The organism is Larkinella terrae, from assembly GCF_009668025.1.
Lineage (GTDB): Bacteria > Bacteroidota > Bacteroidia > Cytophagales > Spirosomataceae > Larkinella > Larkinella terrae.
Genome location: NZ_WJXZ01000009.1, coordinates 657,703 through 683,739 on the forward strand (window position 1 = coordinate 657,703; position 26,037 = coordinate 683,739).

Here is a 26,037-nt window from a genome sequence, read left to right on the forward strand (position 1 = left end):
CCGATGAAAAAAATAGTCTTTTACGCCCTGATCGGGCTGAGTCTTTTTACCACATCCTGCAACAGTCTGCTCGTAGAAGATGTGCGTTCGCAGATTACGGACAATTACCTGAACACGCCGGAGGGTTTTGAAACTGCCGTCAATGCCTCGTACAGCCACATCCGAACATTCTACGGGCAGGAAGAAGGCGGAGCGCTGTCGGTTTTTGGCACCGACGAATTTACCAACGGGTACGGCGGTACGTTCATGAATCTTAATTTCTACGACAGCGGTCTCAACCCCCGGGCACCCGTTCTCAATACGCTGTGGGACAACATGTACATCGGGATCAACAATTGCAACGCCGTCATTGGCCGGGCCGACAAGGTGCCGGGGCTCGACGAAAAGCTCAAAACCACCCGGATTGCCGAGGTGCGGTTTTTGCGTGCCTACTATTATTTCCTGCTCGTCCAGACGTTCGGACCGGTTCACATTTCGCTCAAAGAATCTGAAGGTGTGGTGGTTACGGCCACGCGCTCGCCCATCAAGGACGTTTACAAAGTCATCACCGATGACCTGGATTTTGCCGTTGCCAACCTGCCAGCCACGGCTGCGATTTACGGACGGGTGTATAAATCGGCTGCCGAATTTCTACTTTCGAAAGTCTATCTGACGCGCGCCGGAACCGAAGCAGCCGGAACCGATGACCACGCAAAAGCCGCCGATCTGGCGAAGAAAGTCATTGCCAACACCAACCTGAGCCTGCTCCCCAGCTACGCCAAAATCTTCGAGCAGGGCGCGGGCGAGAAAAACAGCGAAGTGGTTTGGGCCATTCAATACAGCACGGATTTGCTGACCACCGGACTCGGTAATTCGGCGCATCTGTATTACCTGGCGGAGTACGACCGGCTGCCCGGCATGCAGCGCGACATCGCCAACGGCCGCCCGTGGGTGCGGTTTAAGCCGACGATGTTCACCGTCATGAACCTCTTCGACCGGAAAAACGATAGTCGGTACGAAGCTTCGTTCAAGTTCGTCTTTTACAGCAACAAACCGGGCACCTACACCATCGGCCAGAAACAGGTGACATTTGCGCAGGGCGATACGGCCATCTGGGTGGCGGACCGCGAGCTGACAGCCGCCGAACTGGCGAAGAAAAATTACAGCGTGTATCCGCCCAGCGCCTACAACGACCGGATTTACCCGACCCTTACTAAATTTCTGGACCCGACCCGCGTCAGTGTGCAGGAAATGCGGGGTTCGCGGGATTTCCTGGTTTTCCGGCTGGCTGAAGCCTATCTGATTGCCGCCGAAGGGTTGATGATGAGCGGTAAAAAGAGCGAAGCACTGACGTACATCAATGCGGTCCGCACGCGAGCAGCCAAAAAAGGATCGGAAGCCGCGATGAAAGTAACGGAAGATCAGTTGACTATCGACTTTGTTCTGGACGAACGGGCGCGCGAACTATTGGGCGAGTACGTCCGCTGGTTCGATCTGGTCAGAACCGGCAAACTGCTCGAACGGGTGAAAAAATACAACCCCGATGGCGCCAACCAGATCCGCGATTTCCACGTCCTGCGCCCGATTCCGCAAACCCAGATTGACCGGACGGAAGGAGGAATTCAGGCTTTTCCGCAGAATAAAGGGTATTGATTGTATATAGTGTGTAAAAATCAGCCAACGGTCCAAACCCTGGGCTGAAAAATTTTCGTTACACTTAGAAATTGTCTAAAAGTCTGATTTTCCATCACTTCAGTCTGCCCCCAACCCCCTAAAGGGGCTTTACTCGGCTTCTCAAAGCCCCTTTAGGGGTTGGGGCAAAGGGAAAAGGAAAATCATAAAATTTAGACAGTCTTTTACCAACTTATTATAATAGGCGAAATTACACCGGGAACCCGGTTTTTCAGTATCTTTAAGGTGTGTTGCAATTCTTACGTATGAAAACGATTGGCTTTTGGGTTGTTCTGGCGGTAGTTGCTCTAACGGGTTGTCAGCCCGATCAGCTTCCGCAGGAGGTGCAGTTGGCGATGGAGAAAACCCCCGAAACGGTGGATTACAACCTGCACGTCAAGCCGATCATTTCGGACCGCTGTTTTAAATGCCACGGCCCCGACAGGGCCAAAATCGAAGCCGGTTTGCAACTGGCAAACTTTGAAGGCGCAACCTTGAAAAACAAGGAAGGCCGGCGGGCGATTGTGCCGGGCGACATCGGAAAAAGCGAGCTGGTCAAGCGGATTCTGAGTCACGACCCTGACGAGGTGATGCCTACGCCCAAATCGAACCTGACGTTGACTGCCGACGAAAAAGCCATTCTCATCAAATGGATTGAGCAGGGCGCGGAATACAAGGAACACTGGTCGCTGACAAAAATCGAAAAACCGGACGTACCGAAAGTGGGGCAAAGTTTTCTGTCGCGCTGGGGCATCACGTCCGACGAAGAAACCAACTGGGCCCGAAACGAAATTGACCGGTTTACGCTGGCGAAAATGAAGGAGTTGGGGCTAAAACCATCGCCCAAAGCCGAAAAATCGACTTTACTCCGGCGCATTTACATGGACCTGACGGGCCTCCCTCCCACGCCCGCCGAGGTGGAAGCGTTTGAGAAAAATACCTCCCCGAATGCTTACGAGCAAGTAGTTGACAAACTATTGGCATCTCCACATTATGGTGAACAACAGGCCATTAGCTGGCTCGACCTGGCCCGTTTTGCCGATTCGCAAGGCTATCAGGACGATCCGATGCGCAACGCCTTTCCGTACCGCGACTGGGTCATTAAATCTTTCAATCAAAATCTGCCGTTCGACCAGTTTGTGATGAATCAGTTGGCCGGTGATTTGTTACCGGTTTCACCCAATCCGCAAGTCCAGCGGGAAAAGCTGCTCGCAACGGCCTTCAACCGGTTACATTCGCAAAGTGGCGAAAACGGCATTATTCCCGAAGAATACCGCATTGAATACGTGGCCGACCGCGCCAATACGTTCGGGAAAGCGTTTCTGGGACTGACGATGGAGTGCGCCCGCTGCCACGACCACAAGTATGACCCCATTAGCCAGAAAGACTATTATTCGCTCTTTGCGTTTTTCAACCAGAACAAGGAAACGGGACAGATTACCCACAATGGCGAAGCCTGCCCGACCGTGATGCTGCCGACCACCCAAACCGAGCAAACCCTGAAATATATTCGGTCCAACATTCAGCAGCTCGAAAACCGCTTACAGCCAGAACGTTACAAAAACTCCTTTGCGCAGTGGGTCAGCCAACCGGCGCCAGTTTTGACTTTAAATCGCGGTTTGCTGGTGCATTTGCCGCTGGAAGCTGAGGTAAATGACGGCTACGAAAACCGGGGCGACAAATCCTTTACGGCCTTTGTAACGGGTGACAAAGAACGAAAACCGGGGCCAACCGCAGGAAAAGTGGGAAATGGCATCCAGCTCAATGGCGAATGTGGCATCGGGATTTTGTCGGAAACGGTTGATCGGGTCGACGGGAAGATGCAGGAATCGCCGAAGCGGTTTGGAAAAGGGCTGAATTTTGAGCGCAATCAGGAATTCTCGGTCAGTGTGTGGGTGAATCCGGCTAAAACCGGCGAAGAAGGTGCCATTTTTCGGCGGACCAACTACGAAAACGAAGGTTATCGTGGGTATTCGGTGAAATTGAATCCTGACCAGACGCTGACGGTTTTGCTGAGTTACGTCTGGCCCGCCAACTGCATCGAACTGCGGACAACGGATAAACTGCGTCTGAACCGCTGGCAGCACCTCACCCTGACCTACGACGGCGGAGCCAAAGCCGCCGGGGTGCGGTTTTTCGTGGATGGAAAACCGGCGCGAATGAAAATCATCACGGACAACCTGACGAAGGGCCTGCTGCACGGTGAATTCAATTCCAACAAACAGGGTAAATTTTACGGTTTTGAGCTGGGATACGATGCGCGGGAAAAAACGCTCAAGGATGTCAGCCTGGACGAACTGCGGATTTACAACCGTCGGCTTTCGGTGTTGGAAGTGCAGTCACTGGCTGAAAACACTGATCAGATTACTCCGATTTTGCAACTGCCAGTCGCCCAACGAACCGGTCAGCAGCGACAGAATCTTTTTGAATATTATTTGCTTACTTCAGATTCCACCTTTGCGAAGATCAACCGCCAGTTATCCGCCGTTCGGGGGCAGGAAGTGGCGGTCTTGTCCGACATTCCCGAAGTAATGGCAATGCAGGAACTTCCCGCCGATCAGCGCCGGAAAAGCTTTATTTTGAACCGGGGTGTGTACGACGCTCCTGGTGCCGAAGTGCATTCCCAAACCCCGCTCCGGTTAGGAAAATTGCCCGCCGATTATCCACAAAACCGCCTGGGTCTGGCGCAGTGGCTGCTCGCCGAAGAAAACCCGCTGTTCGCCCGCGTGATGGTCAACCGGCTGTGGCAGAACTACTTCGGCAACGGCATTGTCAAAACCCAGGAAGATTTCGGGAGTCAGGGTGACCTGCCGTCGCATCCCGAATTGCTGGATTGGCTGGCCGTTCGGTTTCGGGAAGAAAACTGGGACACGAAGCGGTTTATCAAACGGATGGTGATGTCGGCCACCTACCAGCAGTCGTCCAAAGCGACACCCGAAGAAATTGAGCGCGACCCGGATAACAAATGGCTGGCACGGGGCAGCAGCTACCGGTTTTCTGCCGAACAGGTTCGCGACAATGCGCTGGCAGCCAGCGGCTTATTGGTTCAGAAAATTGGCGGACCGAGCGTTTACCCCTACCAACCCGCCGGAATCTGGGAAGCTCTGGCCACCCGCAACACGATCAGCTACCGCCAGCAGCACGGCGACAGCCTGTACCGGCGCAGCATGTACACGATCTGGAAACGGACGAGCCCCCCACCCATGATGCTGAATTTCGACTCGCCCGACCGGAGTTTGTGCACCGTCCGACGGCAGAAAACCGCTACGCCCTTGCAGGCGCTGGTGACGCTCAACGATCCGCAGTTTGTGGAGGCCGCCCGCGTGCTGGCTCAGCGTACCATGCGGTCGAAAGTGAATCCAAACGAGCGCATCCGGTATTTTTTCCAGGCCGTTGTTTCCCGAAACCCGCGCCCGCGGGAGCTGACGCTGATGAACGAACTCTACGGTGTTGCTTATCAGGGGTTTGTAAAATCGCCGGAACGGGCGGAATCGTTGCTAAAAACCGGTGAGTACGCCCGCGACCCTGGCCTGAAAAGCGTCGAACTCGCGGCTTACACGATAGTTGCCAACACCATTTTGAATTACGACGAAGCGACCATCAAACGATAAACCCAGTCAACACCCAGTCAGCGGTCGAAGACCCTGACTGCGGTTTTCTTGATTTTGTAAAACTTTTAAACCGCAGTCAGGGTTTTCAACCGCTGACTGGGTGTGTGCCATGAGCAATCTTAAAGACGAAATACACGATCAAATGAGCCGCCGGACGTTCCTGCAAAGCAGCGGTTTGGGGCTGGGCGCAGCGGCTCTTTCTTCCCTCCTGCCCCACCAGTCGACAGCCGCCGGAACCGATCCGGGAATGGGGTTGCCGCATTTTCCGGCCAAAATCAAACGGGTCATTTATTTGTTGCAAAGCGGAGCGCCCTCGCAGTTGGAAACCTTTGATTACAAACCCAAACTGGAGCAGATGTGGGGGCAAAACCTCCCCGAATCGGTGCGTCAAGGGCAACGGCTGACGGGCATGTCGGCAAGCCAGAGTTCGTTCCCGCTGGCGGCTTCGGTCTATAAATTTGCGCAATACGGCAAAAGCCGGTCGTGGGTCAGTGAACTGTTGCCGCATCACACGACAATGGTGGACGACCTGTGCTTCATCAAATCCATGTACACCGAACACATCAATCACGACCCGGCGGTTACCTTCATTCAGACGGGAAATCAGATCGGCGGACGCCCGTCGATGGGCTCGTGGGTGAGTTACGGATTAGGCTCGGAAAACAAAAACATGCCAGCGTTTGTTGTGCTGCTGTCGCGGGCGCGGAGTGGTGACCAGCCGCTGTACGCCAAATTGTGGAGCAACGGTTTTATTCCCTCGACGCACCAGGGCGTGGTGTTCCGGTCGGGGCCGGATCCGATTTTTTACCTCAACAACCCGGAAGGTGTCGATAAAACGTCGCGCCGGACGATGCTGAATTACCTGGCGAAAATGAGTGAAGATCAGTACAAGCACGTGCTCGATCCCGAAATCAACAGCCGGATGCAGCAGTACGAAATGGCGTACCGCATGCAAACCTCCGTTCCCGAAACGCTCGACCTTTCCAAAGAGCCGGATTACATTTTTGACATGTACGGCCCCGAAAGTCGAAAACCGGGGACGTATGCCGCCAACTGCCTGTTAGCCCGCAAGTTAGCCGAGAAAGATGTACGGTTTATTCAGTTGTACCACCAGGGTTGGGACCAGCACGGAAACTTACCGAAAGACATCAAAATTATGGCCGATTCGGTTGATCAGCCGACCACCGCGCTGGTGAAAGACCTGAAACAAAGGGGGCTGCTGGACGATACGCTGGTGATTTTTGGCGGAGAATTTGGCCGCACGAACTACTCGCAGGGCAAACTGACCAAAGACAATTACGGCCGCGATCACCACCCGCGCTGTTTTACGGTTTGGCTGACCGGGGGCGGCATCAAAAAAGGAATGACCTACGGGCAAACCGATGATTTTAGCTACAACATCGTTAAAGAACCCGTTCACGTTCATGACTTGCAGGCCACGATTCTGCACCTGCTGGGGATCGATCACGAAAAGCTGGTTTATAAGTTTCAGGGACGTCGGTATCGGCTGACGGATGTAGCCGGGAAAGTCGTCAAGCCAATTCTCGCTTAGCGGATTTTTAAAATACATTTAGCGGTTTTTAGAGCAGCCTGAAAAGTATCCGGATTCGATCTTTTATCTTCCGGACTTAACCTGTTTATTAGATCACCATCGCGCAATTGAGGAAGTCCCATGTAACTCCACATGGTTAAGGTTACGTGCGCTTTCTGGCACAAAACGGCATCGTTATTTTCCAGGCAATTAATCAGAAACACAGCTACTTCCTGATTGCCAACCATTTCCTGAAAAGTGGCAAAAACTGTCGATAAAACGGCTTCCCGATGGGAACGAAAGGTTTCCTGAATAATCGAAAAGCTCTTTTTATATCCGTTTATTCTCCACAAACTTCCCGCAATAACTACCCGTGTTTCCGGAGAAACTTCAGCCAGTTTTTTGGTCAGTTTAGGAACCAGTTTATCGGCATTATGATACATTAAATTACCGATTAACGCCTTTATAAGTACCGCATTTGTCTCGGTATGCAGTCGTTTCCATTCGCGCTCGATGAGTTCCTTCCGCCACGCTGCTTCTTCAGCCGGACTGGCTTTATATTGGTCACCAAAACCGTCTCTGTAAATATAGTGCGTTTGCCCGCCATTGGCGAAATACAGGTCTTTCGACGTCATTTCATACATATAAGCTGACGCATTTAAACCAATTAAATCACATGATTACCAAATGATTGCCCAATATAAACCGCTTCCGGTTTTCGTCAAACCGGAGGGTTTAAAATCCGAAGGTGCCAATGGCAATTAATCGGTTTGCGAAGGCAGTTTTTCGTTCTTATTTCGGCCCAGCCGATAAGTCAACGCAAGAACGACGTTATTCTTTCCGGAGGCCGATTGGGGCGTAAAAATGCCGGATTCAAACGTGGCCGGATTGTAGTTGGTTTGGTTGACCCAGCCGACCTGCATAATCCAATGGTTATCAAGCTGGTAGCCAACGCCCCCATAAACCCGGTTTCGCTCGAAAGTCGGTCCTTTGGGATTGAGAAAAAGTTCGTCGTAGAACGACAGGAATGCCGTTTTTGCCGTAATGGTCGGCTTGTTCAGGGGAACGAACAAGTTAAGCCGGTAGCGAATCCGGTTCCGGTAGGGCGTTGTTCCGTCCCGGTAGGTAAACCAGCGCTGTTCGACGCGGTAACGGTGTTCAAATTTTAGCCGAGAAAGGTATTGATTGACAATGAGTTGCTGCCAGAATCGTGTTTCGGTATTCAGAGGACCGTCTTTCAGTGCCTGGTAATCATACGTTGCGTAATGCCCACCAGCCAGCGAAAATGTAAAATGATCGTTCAGGTCATAGCTGACTCCGCCTTTCAATTCCCGGTAAAAAAACTGGTGGAAAACCGCATTGCCACGGGCCTGAACTTCGGCAAAACCGCCCCATTTTTTATCACCACCCGGAAGCTGAACCGTGCCGATGAACCAGGTTCCCCAGGGTGTCGATGGTGTAATGGAAGTTTGGGCGTACGAGCTTACAAGTGAAGAGATTAACAGACTAATCGTTAGTCCGGCAACGACGCGGAGCCGCTTCATAAAGAAACCATTTAAAATTGTACGAAATTACAATGGCTTAATGAATCGACGTCAGACTTCATACATTCTTAACAATTTGATAATACTACCTTAACGTTTTCAGTATCACCAAAATGCTTGGTTATCCACTGTAGACAACCGAGACTGGCCACGTTCATCTTGGGTCTACTCTTCAAATCCCGAAAACCGCCCATTCAGATGAAGAATTTACGGACGAAAAGGCAGCAAAAGAGTGGCTGAAACACTTTTTATGAAAACTGTAATTATCTGAAATAAAGGCAAAAGGATTGAACGGAATGGCAATTTCGCTTACATTGCCGGGCCTTATCACCTTCGTAAATCCCAATAACCGAAACCTTTAAACGAATGAACAAACCAACCGACTTCAGTAATTACATAGCCGATTTTTCGCCGGAAACGCAGGAGCTTTTGATTCAGATTCGGGAAACCATTCGGAAAGCGGCCCCCAATGCAAGTGAAACCATCAGTTACGGGATGCCAACGTTCACCTTAAATGGCAATCTAGTCCATTTTGCTGCATTTAAAAATCACATCGGATTTTATCCGGTCCCTTCCGGAATTGAGGCTTTTAAGGAGGAACTTTCAAAATTTAAAGGGGCAAAAGGCTCGGTTCAATTTCCGCTCGATCAACCCATGCCGCTGGATCTGATCACGCGAATTGTTGAATTCCGGGTAGCGGAAAACCTGAAAAAACCGGCTCCAAAGGCCAGAAAGAAAGTCCAGCCGACGGAATGAAGTGCTCCGTTCAGTTAGATATTGCAGTTTTCAACCTGCACAAAGGTTGAAAACTGCCGGTTTTTTTTTCGAAAAATGAGCACTTAACTTAGAGACCACTCAGTTCGGCTTCGGTGAAAGCCTTCTGACGACCGGATAATTTAGCCCGTTTCTGGGCCACTTCTTCCGTCGTAATCGTCTCGGCGTTGTTCCGCCATGACTTTCGGATGTAACTGAGTAACTGGGCAATGTCTTCGTTCGGCAAGTCTTTATCGTATCCAATTCCGGGCATGTCACCACTTACCTCCGGCGTTTGGTAGACGTGGCCATTTACTTTTACCGGCCCCGTCAGACCGAACAGAACAATGGAAATGAGCTTGTCTTTGTTTCCCGTCACCCATTCCGATTGATTCAACGGCGGCCCCAGCGATTTGATCCCGTTGCCGTCAATGCCGTGACAGGTCTGGCAAACCGATGTAAACAAAGCTTCACCCTTGGGAAACTGTTTCTTCAGCACTTCGGGATTGCGATTCGCCAGCGCATTTTTCGCGGTAGCGGTGGCTCTTCGCAGTTGTTTATAAATGGTCGCATTCTGGTCACTTACCGACGCCACCAACTCTTGTTCAAACTGGGTTTCCTGATCCTGCAAATTGCTCGTTACGGCGTCAGCCACGTAGCGGTTTTGCGGATAAGCTTTCGAAAGCCGGGTCAGTAGCTGGTGCGCGGCAGAAGGATTGAATTCCGCAATCGAATGGGCTAGAAAACCGATGTAGGGAGCCGCCAGCGTATCGTTTGCGTCCAGAAGTTTGGTTAACGAAGCCGTTATTTTTGGCTCGCTGGCCGACGTTATCACCGACGGAATGGCGGTGAGGCCCTGCATTCGAATGGGCCAGACCGGTTTTTCCAATGTCGCCAGAACCGCTTCCGTGGTCAGTTTGCCCAGCCCTTCAAGTGTCCAAAGCGCGTGGATCGCCAACAAGGTGTTACCAGATTGCGCGGCTTTTTGTAAGCCCGGAACCAGTTGGAGGTAATTGCGGTCGATGATCGTTTGCTGGGCTTTGTCCCGAATCCAGCCGTTCGGATTTCCCAGCAGCTGGAGAAGTTGTTCGGGAACATCCGGCAGAACAACCGCCGAAACCGCTTTATTTTTGGGGACGACTTTGTAAATCCGGCCTGCCGACAACGGTTGCGTGAGTTCCCTTTTCCGGATTTCGTTCTTCAAATATGGCGTTGCGTAAGTCTTGTGCTGAATAATTCCGCGGTACATATCCACAATATACAGTGCTCCGTCGGGCGCGTTATAGAGACTCACCGGGCGGAAACGCTCGTCCATACTCGCCAGAAATTCTTTGCCCCGATACGCCTGCCCACCTGTAACGACATAGCCTTTTTCCGTGAGGATGTTTCGCTTGATGAGGTTGGCCGAAGGCTCCGGAACGAATGCATTCCACTCAAAACCGCTCCCGAAAAGTGCCCCCCGGTAGATCACGGGTCCGGAAGCCGCCGTAAACTCATTGAGTTTCAGGCTGTCGTTCAAAACGCCTTTCATGTAACCCCGGTTTACTCCGGGCGTGGGGCGGATGGGGTAAACCTTGTTGTCGGCCACCGCCTTTTCGTTAAATCCCGCAACGCCCCGCTGATTTTTATTCCAGGCACCAAAACCGGGTGAGAAATAATCACCGAGCAGGTTTTGCGAATTGTTGTTGTAATACAACCGCCCGTAATCATCCTGGCTTATGCCCCATTGCCCGCGAAAATGGGTATGCTCGATCAGCCATTTTCCGCCTTTTTTCCGGTAGCGTTTATCCGATTTGGCATTATAAATCCAGTTGTCCAAACCACGAAGCAAGCCATTGGGCTGGTGTTCGACGTTTCCGCCGACGGCATATTTCGCATCGACCAGTTCCCGCCCGACGGCTTTGCCGTTCTGCAAAGTATAAAACCAGAGATTCGTCGGTTCGGCGACCAGTATACCGTTATCGATCAGACAAATAGCCCTGGGCAGGACCAGCGAATCGATAATGACTTTCCGGTTGTCGTACACCCCGTCCCGGTTTTTATCTTCCAGCAAAACCACTTTCCCGTTCGGCTGATCTTCACCGGTTCCGATGGTGTCGGGCATGTATCCCGGCATTTCCACCACCCACATCCGGGCTTTTTCGTCGAACAGCATGGCAACGGGCGTGCTCACCAGCGGCTCCGCAGCAACGAGCTTCAGCTCAAAGCCGTCCTCAAGCTGTACCCGTTTCATCGAAGCTTCGGGCGTCAGGAAGGGCGATTGGGTGAAATCGATCGGTTCGTTCGGAGCGGTTTGAGCAGGTGCGGTCGAAACGGAGGTTGACCGCGCCTGTTTATTCGTTTTGCAATAGAGTAACGTTAACGATACGAAGATGAGCAGCAGCGGATAACGAAGCCTTTTCATTCGGTTGATTACGATCAGGGTTGTATGGTGACAGTAGGACTGCCAGACAAATTTAATGTTTAATCCTATAACGATCCACAAGCGGATTCACGTTTAAAAACATTGGCATAAGGCAACTGTTTCGATCTTCTAACCATTCACTAGGCGCGAAATTGATGAGAAATTACCTTGGCAACCGATAAAAGCGAAACCCAGGATGTAGCGGGCCAATTTCCTGACAAAGTGCGCGAGCTGGATTGTATGTGGCGGCAATGGGCAACGACGCGCCAGGTATTTCCGAAACCGGGGCCGGAGAGATGATCTGCAAACCGGTTTATAAAAATCAGTATTTTAAAGCGAACTTATATACCCGATCAGCCTGATAATGAGGATCTACTACGGTTTTTTCCGTCAGACTAAACCCGTTTTCATCTAACAATTTAAGCAAACTTTCTTCAGTAAATAGCGGCTTTCGGCATCCCTTGTGTTTCTGTCCCGGTCGTCGGGCGATGAGTTCCCAGATAAACAGATACCCCTCTTTTTTCAAGTTACCCCGAATACTAGTCAGCATTTCATTCGGATATGTAAATTCATGCAAACTATTTTCAATAATTATTTTGTCAAAAAACCGCTCCGGTAATCGGGTTTCTTTTTCTTTTCCGCGAATTGGGATAAAAGTGGCGGTACTTACTCGACCTGCAATTTGATACACTTGCCGGATTGTTAGAGCCAAATCTTCCGGTTGAAGACAAACCGGATTGATGTCCTGTAGATAAAAGCTGATACTATCATCCATCATTGAATAAATAATCTCCCTTACACCTGAGCCCGCCCCGACACTGGCTAATTTCTCCTGTTTGTGAAAGTCGTAGATTCGCTTATAACCAGTTAGTAACCATTCAATATTATCGCGTTTTGTAAAATGCTTGTCCAAACATCCATTAACATCAAATTGAGCCTTGGACGGTTGGCGAATCAATACAAAACAGACAAATAAAAATAGATGCAACATCTGCAACCTAGCTGAGTTTGAAGAGTTTTCAGCAGTAATAACAAATTGAAGAAAATCACTATTCTCTACATCCATGAGGGTCTGATTACACTAATCCGTGGTGTTACTTTTTGCGGAGTTCCTCCCAATTCAAAAAACAATTTTCGCATTTTCAAATACTCTTCCCATCTTTCTTCCGGAGTCATTCGGGCATACTTTTGTACCTGCTCCAAATGAGGATCGTTCAAATCATTATAAACCGTAATCCGCTTTTTCTTTTCCATAATCCAAACAACATCAATTTCCTCTAAAACGCAAAAAGGACGCCAATTACCTGACGTCCTTCCGAAAATTTTTAGCTTAACCGGTTTACAGCGGCCCGGTTACCAGTTCATCTTCAGCCGGTACGGTTTTCTTCCGGTCGTTGAACATCAGGACGAAAAGCACCAGCACGACGGCAGCAATTCCCGCCGGAACCAGCCACACGGAGGTCCAGTCTACTTTCCCGTTGGTCGTGTACATATCGGCTACGATACCGGATAATTTGGAGCCGATCCCCATTCCGATTCCGTAAGTCGCCAGGGTAATCAAGCCCTGCGCCGAGGATTTGATGCGCTCTCCGGCTTTGTTGTCGGTATAAATCTGCCCCGTCACGAAGAAGAAATCGTAACAAACGCCGTGCAGCACGATGGCAATGTAAAACATCCACTCGCCCGAACCCGCGTCGCCATAACCGAACAACAGAAAGCGGGCAATCCAGGCCACCAGCCCAACGACGAGCATGTATTTGACACCCAGACGGGCGAATGCCAGCGGAATCAGCAGCATAAAGAAAAACTCGGACGCTTGGCCCAGCGACATTTTATTTTCCACGTTGGTCATGCCCGAATCCGTCAGAGCCGGGTTCGCCATCGCGTAATAAAAAGACAGCGGAATGCAGATCAGAATGGAAGAAAGAAAGAAAATGGCAAACGAGCGATCCTTCAGCAATTTAAACGCATCGACGCCCAAAATCTGAGCCACTGTGGCGGAGGCATTCGCTTTGGGCGGGGTGTTCGGAAGAGTGAAGGAAAACACTCCAAAAAACAGGGCAACGTACATAGCAATCTGAAAAATTGTCACCTGATCGCCCACTTTATAATATCCGACAATATTGGTAATCACAATCCAGGCGACGGTTCCCAACACGCGAATGCCCGGAAATTCCTTCTCCGGATTCTTCATGTGCTGCAGGGCAATGGAGCTGGTCAGCGACATGGCCGGGGCAAACGTGAGGCAATAGGCCAAAATCTGCCAGAAAAACGCGTCCGGATCATTTTCGCGAATCAGAAAAAACAGAATGGCCGCACCCAGCAGATTCAGAACGCCCAGCACCTTCTGGGCCGCAAAATACCGGTCGGCAATCAAACCGATAAAAAATGGCGCCACCAGCATTGCCAGTGAAAAAGCCGTATACGCATTACCGACCTGATCGCCAGTGGCGTTTAATTGGGTAAAAAGATACTTGCTCATCTGTCCGTACCAGGCTCCCCATGTCGAAAACAGGAGAAACATCATGACAGAGAGTTGAATGCGGGTTTTGAGGTTCATTGGGTTATCGCTGGATTTGATGGGTTCGCACAAAATGGAGCGCGATTGCGGGTTTGAAGATAACCGAAATGCGTCAAGCGTCAAACCGCACGGAGAGAAGTTTCAATCAAATCCCGATTTTTTACAGTTCAAACGCCTTCTCTTCCACTTGGTAAAAAGTTCGCTTTAATCTGGTGTTTCATTCGATAACTTTGTTCTATGAAACTGATCTACGCTCTTTTAACGACCGCACTGGTGGTGGTCGGTTCGCGGGGAAACGCCCAGAAAGTCGACCTCGACCGCTTCTATTTCGACGCCGGTTACCTGATTCTGCCCAAAGAATACACGCCGGCCGACAACCGCACGTTCGGAGTGCGGGTGCTTTGCTCCCCTTCGGTCGCATCGGCGTATCCGGAGTCGTCGATTTACGAAAAGATCGGTTTGTCGGGCTTTCAACGGGTTGAAAACAACCCGGCGGTTGGCATTACGGTCGAATTTGGCAACGTGCGGTTTGAGCGAAGCGAAACCAAAACCCGGACCGAAGAAAAGAAGGATAAAGACGGCAAGGTGACCGAGCAGATTACCTATTACTCCATGATTGTCCGCTACAGTTTCAGCGGAAATTATAAAGTGCTTGGTACCCGAACCGATGAAAAATCGCTGAGCCGGAAGGAAAAAGAAAAGGCAAAGGATTTGCAGAACAACCGGTTTCTGCAATCGGCCTCGCAGTCCGATCCGGTCAAAAGCGTGACGACGAGCGGTTCTTTTCCGTATGAACTGTCCTATACAACTATTGAATACCGGAATCTGGCGGATGCCCGGCGGTACATCGAGCAAAACCAGCAAACGATCCGTACGGACCTGATTACCAAATACGTTACGGACGCCATTGCGCGGGTAAACGAAGATGCCAACCGCTGGTACGGGTACGTGCCGACCCAAACTCGGGAATTTCTCTGGATTCTGGATTCAAAAAGCCACCCCGAATTTCCGATTCAGCAGGAAGCCATTAAAGCCGTCAAGGAGTTATCGAAACGCATGACGGCCACCCAGCCGATCACCCAGTTAGCCCGCGATCTCCAGCCGGTTCTGGACTATTTTCAGGAATTGAAAAATAAATATCCCGGTTCCGACAAGCGGAATCAGAAAATGCGGTATTCGGCGTATTACAACCTGATGGTTCTGAACTACTTACTCGACCGGCCTGACCAGGCCATTGCCGAAGCCGACGGCCTGATCAAGAATGGGTACGATACGAAAGATGGCGAACGGTATGTTGGTTGGGCGGAAGAATTGAAGACCATGCTAGCCAAACACAACATGGAATCGCGGCACGTTCAGTAACGTACTTACAGACTAAAGCCTCCATGGCCCAGTTCGTGGGTCCGTTATTCAATCATTTTCAACAACTCATTTAGTTTCAGCAGGGCTTCGATCGGCGTCAGGGTATTGATGTCGAGTTTCCGCAATTTTTCTTTCACTGCTTCGGCTTTCGGATCACCGGCTTCGAAAATTTTGAGCGTAATGTCGTTGGGTTGTGGCAGTTCCCGCAAGGCGACGCGCTGCCCGTCGCTGGAACCTTCGCGCTGGCTTTCCAGCTGTTGCAGAATTTCACCGGCCCGGCTGACAATCTTCGTCGGCATACCGGCCATTTGCGCCACGTGAATCCCGAAACTGTGCTCACTCCCTCCCTCCTTCAATTTCCTCAGAAAGATCACTTTATTGCCCATTTCCTTCACGGAAACATTGAAATTCCGGATGCGCGGCAAATTCGTCGCCAGCTCGTTCAGCTCGTGGTAGTGCGTGGCAAACAGCGTTTTGGCGCGGTAAGTCGGGTGGTTGTGCAGGTATTCGGCAATGGACCAGGCAATTGAAACCCCGTCGTAGGTGCTGGTTCCGCGCCCGATTTCATCCATGATCACCAGACTCCGCTCACTCAGGTTGTTCAGAATGCTGGCGGTTTCGGTCATTTCGACCATGAACGTCGATTCGCCCCGCGACAGGTTGTCGGACGCTCCGACGCGCGTGAAAATCTTATCGATAATGCCAATCTCTGCTTCGGAGGCCGGCACAAAACTGCCGGTTTGCGCCATCAACACAATCAGCGCGGTTTGCCGGAGCAAAGCCGATTTTCCGGCCATGTTCGGCCCGGTGATGATGATAATCTGCTGGGTTTCGTCGTCGAGATACAAATCATTCGGAACGTACGGTTCGCCGGGCGGTAGTTGCTGCTCAATCACCGGATGCCGCCCGTCCTTGATCTGCAAGGCTTTGTCGTTCGTAATCGTCGGTTTGACGTAGCGGTTTTTCTCAGCGACACGGGCAAATGACGCCAGTACGTCAAGCACCGAAATCACCCGGGCATTTTGCTGGATGTGGCTTACATATTCCCCGGCCGCCAGCACCAGATCGTTGAACATCCGCTGCTCGATGCTGAAAATCTGGTCTTCCGCATTCAGGATTTTGTCTTCGTATTCCTTGAGTTCCGGTGTAATATACCGTTCCGCATTCACCAGGGTCTGCTTCCGAATCCAGTCGTCCGGCACCCGGGATTTGTGCGCATTCGACACCTCCAGGTAATAACCAAAAACCTTATTATAAGCTACTTTCAGCGACGAAATACCGGTTCGCTGGACCTCCCGGTTTTGCAGTTGCACCAGGTAATCTTTCCCGGAAAAAGCAATGGCGTGCAAACCGTCCAGGTCAGCATTGACGCCACTTTTGATCATGCCGCCCTGATTGCTCACCACCGGCGCTTCGTCCCGGAGTTCCGCTTCGATTTTATCGACCAGAAACGTACAGGCGTTGAGCTGGTCGGCGTATTTTTTAATCGACGACGTCATGGGCTGATTCGCCAGCGCCGTGATCAGCAGTTCCTTGATTGGTAAAATGTGCGACAATGAACGCTTCAGCTGCACCATTTCGCGGGGCGAAATCCGGCGGACGGCCACCTTCGAAATCAGCCGTTCCAGATCCCCGATTTGTTTCAGGTGCGTTCCCAGCGATTCGCGCAGACTCGGCTGGTCCGAACCGGCCTCGTCCGGGTTTCCATTTTTGAGCAGTTCAACGGTGTTGAGTCGTTCCTCGATCAGCGGCTTATCTTTCAACGGCAGCAACAGCCATTTCCGCAAAAGCCGCGCACCCATCGGCGTAACGGTCTGATCCAGAATCTGAATCAACGGAATACCGCCATCCTGTTGCGCCATGACCAGCTCCAGATTCCGAATCGTAAACCGGTCGAGCCAGACGTATTTGTCTTCCTCCAGTCGGGTCAGCCGCACAATGTGACCCATATCCTTGTGCTCGGTTTCGTTCAGGTAATGCAGAATGACGCCAGCCGCCACAATTCCGTCGGTCAGTCCCTCAACTCCGAAGCCTTTCAGCGACGACGTATGAAAATGCTGGGTCAGAAGCGGATAGGCAAAATCGTAGGTAAACGCCCAGTCTTCGAGCGTGTAGGTGTTGAATTTATCGCCAAACAGTTCGACAAAATCCTTCCGAAACCGCTTGCAAAACAGAATTTCCGACGGATTGAAGCTTTGCAGCAACTTATCGGCGTAGGCCGCATTGCCCTGCGCCGTTAAAAACTCGCCCGTTGAGATATCCAAAAACGCAACGCCAAACTGGCCTTCCGGACCCGCGTTTTTCGCAAAATGAACCGCAGCCAGATAATTGTTCCGGCGGGTATCCAGAACATTGTCGTTGAACGAAACGCCGGGCGTAACGAGCTCGGTTACACCCCGCTTGACAATTCCTTTGGCCATCGCCGGATCTTCCAGCTGATCGCAAATGGCCACGCGCTCGCCCGCCCGAACCAGTTTGGGTAAATACGTATCGAGGGAATGGTGCGGAAAACCGGCCAGGTCTTCATTGGCTCCGCCGTTGTTCCGTTTGGTCAGCGTGATACCAAGAATCCGGCTGGCTTTTACGGCGTCTTCGCCGAACGTTTCGTAAAAATCCCCCACACGAAAGAGTAGAATGGCTCCGGGGTATTTTAGTTTGATCTGATTGTATTGCCGGTTTAGGGGAGTTTCGGACGTTTTCTTGACAGTCTTGGTGTTAGTAACTTTCACAAATTCTGTATGCTTAATTTAAACAAAAATACGAAATTTTAAGGACAGAGTGGTCTTTTCAGCCTTCTAGTTGCCGATAAATGCCCATTTGTTTGCCCTTTCCTGAAAAGACTTTAAATTTCGTCCATCTTACGATCCACCCCATGAACACTCGCTTCCATCAACCGCCATCCATCTTAATTCTGGCCCTGATCTGCCTGATCCAAAGTTGCCAATTCACAGTAATTGGTACGATGGATTATCCGCCCAACGATCGCTCCGGACTCAAAGGTCCTTCGGCCAAAACACTGGAAACCAAACCGTTTCACTTATCCGAATTGGTCCATTTTCCCTTCTACGGCGGCACAAGTCAATTCAATCAATTCCTGACGTTTCAGGGTTATAACGAAGCCGCTGGTCGGCTGGCCTTGGTCAATCTACCAAATGTAGTAGAGCTGCCGAAAAATAATCTCATCAAACTTTTCACAACAGAAACCGGAGCGGTTTGGGGAGTCAAGTCGCAACCCAGCGGTTTTTCCCTCCAACAACTAGTGAATGGTAGTTGGATAGAAGCAGGAGCCATTGCGGAAATGAATTATTACCAGACGATTCGGGCTACTGAACAGGAAATCTGGTTCACCACCAATAAGGGTATTACCATTTGGGACATTAAACAAAAAAAGATCAGTAAGATAATTGGTATAAATCTCTCGCGGGTTTTTACAGAAAATTTTTCCATTGAATCGGCAAATAACGAACTACTCATCTACCAAAATCAGGCCTTGGAAACTCCAGTTCAGCGGTTTTCAGTACCGACCTATGTATCTGTTCAAAAAGGAATTTCCAATGACATCTGGGGTGCCTTTGAAGACCAAAACCGGCATTTGTGGTTTGTTGTAAAAGACGCGCTTTGGGATGGCATTCTGTTCAAATTTGACGGTAAAACGCTAAAGAAACTATCGACCATTCCGGTGGGAAGTTTCGACTCAAATCGCTCGGTTTCTCACTACAATCTCGATAAAGGCGGTAATCTGTGGGTACAAATTGACGGCATTAATTACATCTATACGCAAGCTGGCAAGTGGTTTATACCTCAATTTGATTCCCTCGAAAACACACTATTTGCCAGTACAGTTTTTACCAATAAGCAGGGAGATCTGCTTATCGCCAGTACTCAAAAACTCTTTTCCTTAACGCTTCAGTAATTTCCATTTTTCGATTTGATGAGTACAAAAATGCCCAGAAAAGTAAGTCTCGATGAACTCAATCGGCTCTCCGTTGAAGATTTTAAAACTGCTGATAAGTACCCCTACATTCTGATTTTAGATAATGTCCGCAGCCTGAACAACGTCGGTTCGGTTTTTCGAACAGCTGATGCATTCCGGGCCGAAAAAATCTATCTGTGTGGCATTACCGGCACTCCCCCCCACCGCGATATTACCAAAACCGCCCTCGGCGCAACGGAGTCGGTCGACTGGGAGTATAGGGCCGATGTCGTGGGTTTGATCGAGGAGTTGAAGCTGGCGGGTTGGATCGTTGCGGCCGTTGAGCAGGCGGAGGGGAGCCTTGGCTTGCAGGATTTTCAGCCGGATTCCAACAAAAAAACCGCATTTGTGTTTGGTAATGAGGTTGCTGGCGTCAATAATACAGTGGTCGAAAAAGCCGATCTTATTCTGGAAATTCCGCAGTATGGCACCAAACATTCACTCAACATCGCCGTCAGTGCCGGAATCGTTTGCTGGGATTTTCTGACAAAACTTAACAAAAACTTAACAGAGTGATTTTGTTTTTCCTATTTCTTTCGTAGTTGTTTGTAGATTTTTTTCTCTTTATGAAGTACACCTTAACAAAAGTTCCATATGAAAGCTAAAAAGAAATCGCTGGCAACTGACATTGCCAGTTCCATTGAAACCAAATTAACTGAGATCGGCGATCAGTCCAAAAAAGTAAAAAAGGCCATCGAAAAATCCGCAACGAAGCTGGCCGACCGAATTAGCAAGCTGTTCAAGAAAGAGGAAGAAAAGAAGAAAAAGCAATTGGCTAAAGCCAAGAAGAAAGCTGATGTGAAAAGTAAAAAAGCGGCCAAAAAAGTCAAAAAAACCGCCGTGAAAGCGGGGGAAAACGGGCAGGCTACCGTTGCTAAAGTGGAGAAAGAAGTTCCGCAGGCCAAAGCCACACCCGCCCCCAAACCAAAGTCAGCACCGGCCGCAAAGCCAGCCGCTGCCGCCAAACCAGCGGCTACTCCCAAGCCAGCCGCAACCCGGAAAGCCCCGGCCCCCAAACCGGAACCGGAAGCTACCCCGTCGGAATCCTGACAGGCGGTTTTTGAGTTGACTGCGCTATTCTACTTATACATAATTGGAAAATATTTATGCGTAGAGCAATCGCTCTACGCATTTTTTATTTTTTTCATAAACTCCTCCTAATCTGGCAGTTACACAATCTATTAACTCATTATGTTCGTTAAATCACTTTTCCCTGCGCATTAATTGCATTTTTTTATGGCACAATATTTGAATTATTGCTTATTAACCAATTACTTAGCAAAGTTGCCGTAACGAACATAACGTCTGATAAATACTTAAAGTTAAGTTCTCTATCCTTCTTACAAATTCCTCCAGCCTAAGCGTTCCACACCGCTTGACGCAGAATCTCATTGTTACCTTTTGTTACTTTTTTATTTAAAATATTCTTGAATAGCTGACTTTCAAAAGATTCGTCCGTCTAAACGGAGTAAGTCTATCAAGTCCACTTTATTATGGCATTGCATATGTCACGACTGACTACCCGTGTCCTTATTGTGCTTTCGACCCTGGCGATTGTTGGCGTTGTGTCAACTCAGGTATACTGGGTCAGGAAAGCGTATGAATTGCGTGAAAGGCAGTTTCTCCAAACAGTTACCAAAGCACTTTCTGAAGTGGCCCGGCGCGTGGCCCGGCCCGAAACCGGCGTCCCTGTGGGCGTACAGGTTGTAACTTTATCACCGGCTTACTATCTGGTAAATCTGGATGCGCCGATCGATCCGCGTAAGCTGGAATTTTACCTGGGCGTTGAACTGGAAATTCATCAGATCCTGACCACATTTGAATACGGCGTGTATGACAACACCGCCGGTCAGATCATCTACGAGAATTCGTCCCGGCAGCGCATTGAAACGCCAGCGTCCGATGGCGCAGCCCTCTCCTCCTTTTCTTCGCCGTATTATTTCGTCGTTCGGTTTCCCAATCAGGTTCACTACCTGACGCAACAACTGGACAACTGGATTCTGGCTTCATTAATTGTGCTGTTGCTGACCTGCTTCTTCATCTACCTTTTTTACCGGATGCTTACGCAGAAAAACCGGAATGAAGATCAGCGTGAATTCATCAACAACATGACCCACGAGTTGCAAACGCCCATTTCATCCATCAAAATAGCGGCCGACGTTCTGTCGTCGCCCAAAATAATGGAACAGCCCGAGCGGATGCTTAAATACGTTCGGATGGTACAGGAGGAAACCCTGCGGTTGCAGCAGCAGGTCGAAACGGTTTTAACGGTAGCGCGCTCGGAAAACAAAGGAGCTTTCAAAATTCATTCGGTAGCAATCGATTTGCACGAATTGTTATTCCACCTTGCCGAGCGGCATGGAGATTACCTTCACCTGGATCTGGAAGCCCATTACTCGGTAGTTCAGGCCGACCGGCTCCATCTCGTAAACGTGCTGGGGAACCTGGTTGACAATGCGGTGAAATACACACCGGTGAATCCGATTATCCAATTGATGACCCGAAATGAAAACGGTCAGCTGGTTATTGTGGTGCAGGATAACGGCATCGGTATTGCCCCGGAACACCAACCGCATATTTTTAATGCCTATTACCGCGCACCGGGCGCCAATGCACACAGCGTCAAAGGCTTCGGACTCGGATTGAGCTACGTTCAGAAGATTGCCAAAGCGCACCGCTGGAAACTTTCGGTCAGCAGTGCACCCGGTCGGGGCAGCGTCTTTAGCATCCGGATTCCGCAACCCATTGTGGAACCCATCCGCAAACGATCACTCAAAAGTGAGGAGTTGTAATGGATGATGAATGATGAACGATGAATGGTTTTGTGCTGCGTTAGCCGATTCATCGTTCATCATTCATCATCCATCATTTTATTTTGCCGCTTTCTCGACTGCAGCGGTTTTTACCCGCATAATTCCGTTCATAATCCGCCAGTGGCCCGGGAACGTACAAACGAAGGGATAGTCACCCGGCTGACTTGGAGCGGTGAATTTCAATCGGTACGTTTGATCGGGATTGACCAGCGGTGACGAAGCAACAACCTGCGGAATAGAAGGTACGTAATTCCGTTCGGCGCCATCTTTGGCCGTGATCAGCTTATCCGCAGCCGCCCCGATAATCTCCAGCGACTTCGGTTTACCCACCACAATGTTGTGCTGCATGGCATCGACATTCTCGAAAACGATCTCGACCTGTTTGCCCGCCGTTACGGTAAACTCCTTCTTGTCAAACTGCAACGCTTCCTTGATCGGCTTGATGCGAACGGTTTCGACATTCGGATCGGCAGCCTGTTCAGTCGAAACACCCCAGGCTTGTAAAACCCGGCCCAGTCGATCCCGGCTGTCGGACGGAATGGTATTGACCAGACTCGCAACAAACGATTTGTCAGCGTCATTCAAGGTAGCTTTCCGGCGAGCGTTCCAGCCCTCAGAAATTCCTTTTACAATGGCTGCACTACCGGTTTGGTCCAACTGCTGGGAAAGCCGCAACAAAGCAATCACCGAGTCGGCCGGAGCGGCCGCAGCATAGTTCCGAATGGTCCGTTCCAGCACAAACGCGCTCATGTTTTGCGGTGGACGATAGGTTAGTTTGTACGTTAACGCATTGTTCCGCTCGTTTCCTTCGGCCAGCACATTATTGGCATCGACCGTCGCAATCACCGAATAGTCACCCGCTTTCTCGAACGACACGTTAAACGTAGTATTCCAGGGGCCATTGTTCCCTTCCTGAATCGTTACGGTTTCACCCGGTTTTATTCCTGCGGTATGTTTCTGGCTGACGTATTCCACCTTCCGTCCCTGGCCTTCCACCCGAATCGCCAGCGGAATCGGCGTTCCTTCCGGGATAGCAGTTCCGCCTTTGTTGGTCACTTCGACAAAAATGCGGGCCGATTCACGAACGAACGGAGAAGCGGGTTCCGTACGGATTTTCGTAACCACCAGATCGGGTTGACTACCCGACGATGCGGATTCCTGGCCTGACTGGGCCGTGGTTTGTGCCGCCATAGCCGCGTGATCGTGGTGGCCACTCATCGACTCCTGCATTTTGGGAGCGGATTTGCTATTCTGCACCAGCTGCTTTAAAAACGTTTGCATCAGTTTACCATCGTGGCTCGTCAGTGCGCAGGCAAAGGCATCCGGCAACCAGCGGTCGTTCACTTCTTTGGCATCGTTCAACCGCGTCAGAATAGCGGTTTCGACCGTCGGGCTGGTCGGCATTTCCGACAGCGCCAGCAAGGTGTTTAAAGTAACCAGCGGTTCTTTGTCATTCAACGAATTAGCCTGCAGCAGCGCACTGGCCGAAGCTTCGTTTCGCGGTAAAACCTGAACCGCGGTTTTACGAACGCCCGGACACGCATGTTTCAGAGCCGCCGTTGCCACCTGCAAGGCAGTTGCATCCGAGCCTTCAAGCACACCCAGCCCCTTCAGGGTCCAGAGCGCATGAATCGCAGCGGGATTAATCCCGATTTCGTCCAGACTCTGATCTTTCACCAGTTCCAGTAATTGCGGCACCACATCTTTCTGGTTCCGCTCAACCAGCAGGCGCTGAGCGGTTTGGCGCCAGAACATATTGTTATTTTTCAAAGCTGCCACCAGTTCCTGCGGACGATCTTTACTCAACGACAAGGGCGTGTAGGCCGGAGCCTTTTTGTAGGCAATCCGGTAAATCCGGCCGTGGGTGAAATCCCGCAAACTGGTCTGATAGGCGTTTCCGGGACCGTTTTGCGCTCCTTTTGGCGTTGGGTTGTGCTGAATGATGTAGCTGTACCAATCCACTACCCAAACTGCTCCGTCGGGACCAACTTCCGCAAAAACCGGTGCCACCCATTCGTCGGCACCCGCCAGCAGGTTGAAACCCAAACCCTCGGTATCTTCAAAGTCGGTACCATTTTTCACCATGATATTCTGGTGGAGAATATGCCCGGTGGGTTCCGAGACAAACGCCACTTTGTTCCAGTAGCTTTTCGGGAAAGCGCGGGCGGTGTAGAAATTATGCCCGGCTGCCGCCGTAAAACCGCCGAACACATCGACCTGCCGGACCTTTCCGGTAATCGGTTTCATGTCCTTGTGGGTGTCCGTGCTCCGGCTACCACTTCCGTTGTTTCCCGGAAAATACCGGTGCGGAATGGCCAGGTACCAACCGTGGGAGTTGTTTGCGGTCGAGCCAAAAACATCGCCGGTTTCGTTGAACGACAAGCCCCAGGTGTTGTTGGACGTACTGGTCACGTATTCCAGCTTCGAACCATCGGGTTTGAACCGGAAAAAGCCCTGCCCAAATTTCAGGCTGTCGGCGCCGACTTTCCCGGCAAAACCGGAATAGCCGAGGCAGCCCCAAATCCAGTTGTCGAAACCAACATGCAGATTGGACGGCCCGGCGTGGGTATCGCCCGTTCCAAAACCGGTGAACAGAATCTTCTTCTCGTCCGCCTTATCGTCACCATTGGTATCTTTCAGGAAAAGCATGTGCGGAGCCTGCGACACAATAACGCCACCGTTATAGAAGGTTAAACCGGTCGGAATGCTCAGGCCGTCGGCAAATTTGGTAAACTTGTCGGCCTTGCCATCTTTGTTGGTATCCTCGCAAATCAGGATGTAATCGGTTCCGCCCGAATCCTTGCGCTCGTTTGGGTAATCACGGGTGATCAGCACAAAAAGCCGTCCGCGCTCATCCCACGACATCGCAATGGGGTGCATGACGTCCGGTTCGTGTGCAAACTGTTCCAGCGTAAAGTCCACCGGCACCTGAATGTGCTTCATGGATTCTTCGGGCGACAGCGGCAACTGCCGCAGCTGCGGTCCTGAGCGTTTTTCGTAGTTGGGCAGGTCAGCCTCTACGTACTGAAACGGCTGCGGTTTCAGATCATCGTGCAGCTTTTTCACCTTGTCGCCAACGGCCCAGAGAATGCCCTGTTCCAGTAAAGCCTGAAAACCGGGTACATTCCAGGTGCGCTGATCGTGGCCGTACGCCGTGTAGAAAACGCGGCCTTTACCGTACGAGCGCGTCCAGGTATACGGTTCGGTTTTCTGACCGGGCTTGTCCTTTTCCTGATCCGCTTTGATGTCCCGAATAGCCAGCACATTGTTGTCGGGCTGCAATTTTTCGTGCAGATAGGTCTCATCGTACGCTTTGAACGGTTTCAAGCCCATGATAGCCGGATGGTTCGGCTGGACCGTCTGCGTCTGAATGGTGTCCATCCGGTGCCGCCAGAACTGCCCGCCCACCATTTTCACGTATTCCGGCGAATTCCGGAAGCAATACGAAGCACAGTGAACGGGAATCAACCCTTTTCCACCCGCGACAAAATCGAGCAGTGCTTTTTCCTGCTGCGGAGCGATACTGTCCCAGTTGGCGTAGATCAACAACCCGTCGTATTTCGCCAGATTTTCGGCATTCAAATCGGTCAGCCGATCCGTGTACGTCAGGTTAATGCCTTTATCACCCAGCGCAGCCATCAACTCCGGAACGCGTTCGGCGGGTCGGTGGTGTCCGTTGTCACCTAGAAACAGGATTTCGGTCCGACGCGGTTTTTCGGAATTAGCCGCCGAAACCGTCGACCGCCCACCCGATTCGCGCGAACTACTGCCCGATTGCTGACGAGCACAATCGGTGAGCAGAACCAGCAGGCCAAGGGTTAAAAAAAGGTTCAGTTTTTTCATAGGGATTGGTTTAAGCAGGTAGCACTCTTACG

General features: G+C 50.7%; 17 protein-coding genes. 9 read left to right on the top strand and 8 right to left on the bottom strand.

Annotation, left to right across the window (positions count from 1 at the left end):
• Positions 1-3: 3 nt before the first annotated feature.
• The 3 genes from GJJ30_RS17290 (at position 4) to GJJ30_RS17300 (ending at position 6,813) form a co-directional block, all read left to right on the top strand.
• Positions 4-1,632 carry a RagB/SusD family nutrient uptake outer membrane protein gene (locus GJJ30_RS17290; RefSeq protein WP_154176408.1) on the top strand — a complete coding sequence of 543 codons (1,629 nt, stop codon included), beginning with the start codon at positions 4-6 and terminating at the stop codon, positions 1,630-1,632.
• 284 nt (positions 1,633-1,916) lie between these two features.
• Complete coding sequence (locus GJJ30_RS17295; RefSeq protein WP_154176409.1) at positions 1,917-5,261, top strand: DUF1553 domain-containing protein; 3,345 nt, start codon at positions 1,917-1,919, stop codon at positions 5,259-5,261.
• 109 nt (positions 5,262-5,370) lie between these two features.
• Positions 5,371-6,813: a DUF1501 domain-containing protein gene (locus GJJ30_RS17300; RefSeq protein ID WP_154176410.1), complete on the top strand. Its 1,443-nt coding sequence runs from the start codon at positions 5,371-5,373 to the stop codon at positions 6,811-6,813.
• Here GJJ30_RS17300 and GJJ30_RS17305 read toward each other — a convergent pair.
• Together GJJ30_RS17305 and GJJ30_RS17310 are read right to left on the bottom strand one after the other, a co-directional pair.
• Positions 6,810-7,436, bottom strand: a complete 627-nt coding sequence (locus GJJ30_RS17305; RefSeq protein WP_154176411.1) for a hypothetical protein — start codon at positions 7,434-7,436, stop codon at positions 6,810-6,812. The two genes, GJJ30_RS17300 and GJJ30_RS17305, sit on opposite strands and share 4 nt — an antisense overlap.
• A gap of 117 nt (positions 7,437-7,553) precedes the next feature.
• Positions 7,554-8,336, bottom strand: a complete 783-nt coding sequence (locus tag GJJ30_RS17310; protein ID WP_154176412.1) for a DUF2490 domain-containing protein — start codon at positions 8,334-8,336, stop codon at positions 7,554-7,556.
• Between the two features lie 366 nt (positions 8,337-8,702).
• On the opposite strand from GJJ30_RS17310, the gene GJJ30_RS17315 reads away from it, so the two are divergent.
• Positions 8,703-9,092: an iron chaperone gene (locus tag GJJ30_RS17315; protein WP_154176413.1), complete on the top strand. Its 390-nt coding sequence runs from the start codon at positions 8,703-8,705 to the stop codon at positions 9,090-9,092.
• An 88-nt stretch (positions 9,093-9,180) separates the two neighbouring features.
• On the opposite strand, the gene GJJ30_RS17320 is transcribed toward GJJ30_RS17315, so the two are convergent.
• From GJJ30_RS17320 to GJJ30_RS17335, 4 genes are all read right to left on the bottom strand, one after another.
• Positions 9,181-11,493, bottom strand: a complete 2,313-nt coding sequence (locus GJJ30_RS17320; RefSeq protein WP_154176414.1) for a DUF7133 domain-containing protein — start codon at positions 11,491-11,493, stop codon at positions 9,181-9,183.
• A 322-nt stretch (positions 11,494-11,815) separates the two neighbouring features.
• Complete coding sequence (locus GJJ30_RS17325; protein ID WP_154176415.1) at positions 11,816-12,559, bottom strand: class I SAM-dependent methyltransferase; 744 nt, start codon at positions 12,557-12,559, stop codon at positions 11,816-11,818.
• A complete protein-coding gene (locus GJJ30_RS17330; RefSeq protein ID WP_154176416.1) occupies positions 12,550-12,747 on the bottom strand; it encodes a hypothetical protein in 198 nt (65 codons plus the stop codon). The genes GJJ30_RS17325 and GJJ30_RS17330 overlap by 10 nt, the downstream gene beginning before the upstream one ends.
• Positions 12,748-12,832: 85 nt before the next feature.
• On the bottom strand, positions 12,833-14,053 hold the full coding sequence (locus tag GJJ30_RS17335) for a nucleoside permease (RefSeq protein ID WP_154176417.1): 1,221 nt from the start codon (positions 14,051-14,053) through the stop codon (positions 12,833-12,835).
• A 198-nt stretch (positions 14,054-14,251) separates the two neighbouring features.
• Here GJJ30_RS17335 and GJJ30_RS17340 point away from each other — a divergent pair, with 198 nt between their 5' ends.
• On the top strand, positions 14,252-15,376 hold the full coding sequence (locus GJJ30_RS17340) for a hypothetical protein (protein WP_229313185.1): 1,125 nt from the start codon (positions 14,252-14,254) through the stop codon (positions 15,374-15,376).
• 44 nt (positions 15,377-15,420) lie between these two features.
• Here GJJ30_RS17340 and mutS read toward each other — a convergent pair whose 3' ends face one another.
• Positions 15,421-18,105, bottom strand: coding sequence for a DNA mismatch repair protein MutS (gene mutS / locus GJJ30_RS17345; RefSeq protein WP_310588322.1), 2,685 nt, complete (start codon positions 18,103-18,105; stop codon positions 15,421-15,423).
• Between the two features lie 233 nt (positions 18,106-18,338).
• Between mutS and GJJ30_RS17350 the strand changes: the two genes are divergently transcribed.
• The 4 genes from GJJ30_RS17350 to GJJ30_RS17365 all read left to right on the top strand — a co-directional run bounded on the left by GJJ30_RS17350 (position 18,339) and on the right by GJJ30_RS17365 (position 22,141).
• Complete coding sequence (locus tag GJJ30_RS17350; RefSeq protein ID WP_205880575.1) at positions 18,339-19,289, top strand: hypothetical protein; 951 nt, start codon at positions 18,339-18,341, stop codon at positions 19,287-19,289.
• 30 nt (positions 19,290-19,319) lie between these two features.
• Complete coding sequence (locus GJJ30_RS17355; protein WP_154176419.1) at positions 19,320-19,865, top strand: RNA methyltransferase; 546 nt, start codon at positions 19,320-19,322, stop codon at positions 19,863-19,865.
• A gap of 78 nt (positions 19,866-19,943) precedes the next feature.
• Positions 19,944-20,399, top strand: a complete 456-nt coding sequence (locus tag GJJ30_RS17360) for a hypothetical protein (protein WP_154176420.1) — start codon at positions 19,944-19,946, stop codon at positions 20,397-20,399.
• A gap of 455 nt (positions 20,400-20,854) precedes the next feature.
• Positions 20,855-22,141, top strand: a complete 1,287-nt coding sequence (locus tag GJJ30_RS17365) for a sensor histidine kinase (RefSeq protein WP_170299215.1) — start codon at positions 20,855-20,857, stop codon at positions 22,139-22,141.
• A 78-nt stretch (positions 22,142-22,219) separates the two neighbouring features.
• Here GJJ30_RS17365 and GJJ30_RS17370 read toward each other — a convergent pair whose 3' ends face one another.
• A complete protein-coding gene (locus GJJ30_RS17370; RefSeq protein ID WP_154176422.1) occupies positions 22,220-26,005 on the bottom strand; it encodes a PVC-type heme-binding CxxCH protein in 3,786 nt (1,261 codons plus the stop codon).
• Between the last annotated feature and the right edge of the window lie 32 nt (positions 26,006-26,037).